Origin of the sequence: Pseudomonas sp. 18.1.10 (genome assembly GCF_024655625.1) — a bacterium.
Taxonomy (GTDB): domain Bacteria; phylum Pseudomonadota; class Gammaproteobacteria; order Pseudomonadales; family Pseudomonadaceae; genus Aquipseudomonas.
Genome location: NZ_JANLGL010000426.1, coordinates 1 through 2,112, shown reverse-complemented (window position 1 = coordinate 2,112; position 2,112 = coordinate 1). Strand labels below are relative to the sequence as shown.

Genomic DNA, 2,112 nt, shown 5'->3' with positions numbered 1-2,112 from the left:
GCGTAGTGTCAGCCAATGAATCTGGCACTGACACACCGTATTCGCGAGCAAGCCCGCTCCCACATTTGATCTTCTGCGTTCCCACTTGAGCGGACAGAAACTGATGTATTCCCTTGAAGACCTGCTGCACCTGATGAACCGCCTGCGCGACCCGCAATACGGCTGCCCGTGGGACATCAAGCAAACCTACGCCACCATCGTCCCGCACACTCTGGAAGAAGCCTACGAAGTCGCCGACGCCATCGAGCGCGGCGACTTCGACCACCTGCAAGGCGAGTTGGGCGACCTGTTGTTCCAGGTGGTGTATTACAGCCAGCTGGCACGGGAAGAAGGGCGTTTCGAATTCGCCGGGGTGATCGACAGCATCACGCGCAAGCTGATCCGTCGTCATCCCCACGTGTTTCCCACCGGTGACCTGTATGCGCCGCTGGATATCCCGCAACTGAGCGAAGAGCAGGTCAAGGAACGTTGGGAGCAGATCAAGGCCGAGGAGCGTGCGGAAAAATCCGACGCGCCGGAACAACTGTCCCTGCTGGATGATGTGCCTACAGCACTGCCGTCCTTGTCCCGCGCGGCCAAACTGCAAAAGCGCGCCAGCCAGGTCGGCTTTGACTGGCCGTCGGCGTTGCCGGTGGTGGACAACGTGCGCGAAGAGCTTGATGAAGTGCTCGAAGCCATGGCCGATAACGACCCGGCGGCTATCGCCGATGAAGTCGGTGACCTGCTGTTTGCCGCGGTCAACCTGGCCCGCCATCTCAAGGTCGACCCGGAAACCGCGCTGCGTGGCGCCAATGCCAAGTTCGAGCGACGTTTCCGATTTATCGAACAGGCATTGCGCGACACGCATCAACCCATAGAAGATTGCACCCTCGAAACGTTGGACGCCCTGTGGGGCGAAGCCAAACGCCAGGAAAAGAACATGTCCAGCTGCGGTTGAGCGGCTGCCTAAGTGAGTAAGCACCATGAGCATTTCCCTTCGCGATCAGTTGCTCAAAGCAGGTCTGGTCAACCAAAAGCAGGCCAAGCAGGTCGGCAAAGAGAAGCAAAAGCAGCAGCGCCTGGTCCACAAGGGCCAGATCGAGGCCGATGACACCCAGGCCCGTTTGGCCCAGGAAGCACAGGCCGAGAAGGTCAAGCGCGACCAGGAACTGAACCGCCAGCAGCAGGAAAAAGCCGAGGCCAAGGCCCGCACGGCCCAGGTCAAACAGTTGATCGAGACCTCGCGCCTGCCCAAGCTGACCACCGAGGACTACTACAACTTCGTGGATGACAAGAAGGTCAAGCGCCTGTCGGTTAACACCTTGATGCGCAACAAGCTGAGCAACGGCTCGCTGGCGATCGTGCACCACGGTGGCAGCTACGAGGTGATCCCGCGTGAAGCGGCGCTGAAGATCCAGGAGCGTGCGCCAGAGCGCATCGTGCAGCTCAATATCCTGACGGAAAGCCAAGTGCCGGATGAGGATGATCCGTACGCCGCCTACCAGATCCCTGACGATCTGATGTGGTAAGGCTGTAGAAACAACAGTGTGGCGAGCGAGCTTGCTCGCGCTGGGCTGCGAAGCGGCCCCATCAATACAAAACCCGCTCAAGAAGCGGGTTTTGTGTTTTCAGGTTTCCCATGTGGCTCGCTCGCCACAATGGACTACCTAAATTCTACGAATACTCAGGAGCTTTCTGCCTGGCGTTTCATCTCAAGCGACTCCAGCTCGTTCTTATAATTGTGAGCGTCACTCTCGTTGTGAAACATGCCGACCAGCAGGTCTTGTTGGTGTACATCCCAGATGTGAATCCCATGGCCCAGCGCTTCGTGGGACATGTGTGCATCGTCGCGTTCAGTTACTTTTACAGTCATCTGCTTGCTCCAATCTCTGGTGGGTCTGCGGCAAGTCGTCGCAGGCCTCTTTTATATGTTTTGTTAGCTTGCTAAGTAAACCGACTTTTCGCGCAACTATTTATTGCAGGAACTGCAACAGTGCTGCAGGCCTTGAGAATTGGGGGTTTGTGTTTTGGGGGGTGGAGCTTTATGACAGAAGTTTCATGTTCGGGTCAGGCTTGAACTTGGTATCGGCCCTGCCATTGCCTTCGCGAGCAAGCCCGGTCTCTTATACACAT

Annotated in this window: 3 protein-coding genes; 2 read left to right on the top strand and 1 reads right to left on the bottom strand. The window is 57.2% G+C overall.

Annotated features, from left to right (window positions below; translation table 11 throughout):
• Positions 1-103 precede the first annotated feature (103 nt).
• A complete protein-coding gene (gene mazG / locus NUV89_RS29410) occupies positions 104-937 on the top strand; it encodes a nucleoside triphosphate pyrophosphohydrolase (protein ID WP_257784077.1) in 834 nt (277 codons plus the stop codon).
• 25 nt (positions 938-962) lie between these two features.
• Entirely contained in the window at positions 963-1,508 is a 546-nt protein-coding gene (locus NUV89_RS29405; protein ID WP_017734625.1) for a DUF2058 domain-containing protein, read from the top strand.
• Positions 1,509-1,663: 155 nt separating this feature from the next.
• Here the strand turns inward: NUV89_RS29405 and NUV89_RS29400 are convergent, their stop codons facing one another.
• Positions 1,664-1,852: a hypothetical protein gene (locus NUV89_RS29400; protein WP_017734626.1), complete on the bottom strand. Its 189-nt coding sequence runs from the start codon at positions 1,850-1,852 to the stop codon at positions 1,664-1,666.
• Between the last annotated feature and the right edge of the window lie 260 nt (positions 1,853-2,112).

Coding starts and splice junctions, on each gene's coding strand:
- NUV89_RS29405 (WP_017734625.1), top strand. CDS start 963: ATGAGCATTTCCCTTCGCGATCAGTTGCTCAAAGCAGGTCTGGTCAAC.
- mazG (WP_257784077.1), top strand. CDS start 104: ATGTATTCCCTTGAAGACCTGCTGCACCTGATGAACCGCCTGCGCGAC.
- NUV89_RS29400 (WP_017734626.1), bottom strand. CDS start 1,852: ATGACTGTAAAAGTAACTGAACGCGACGATGCACACATGTCCCACGAA.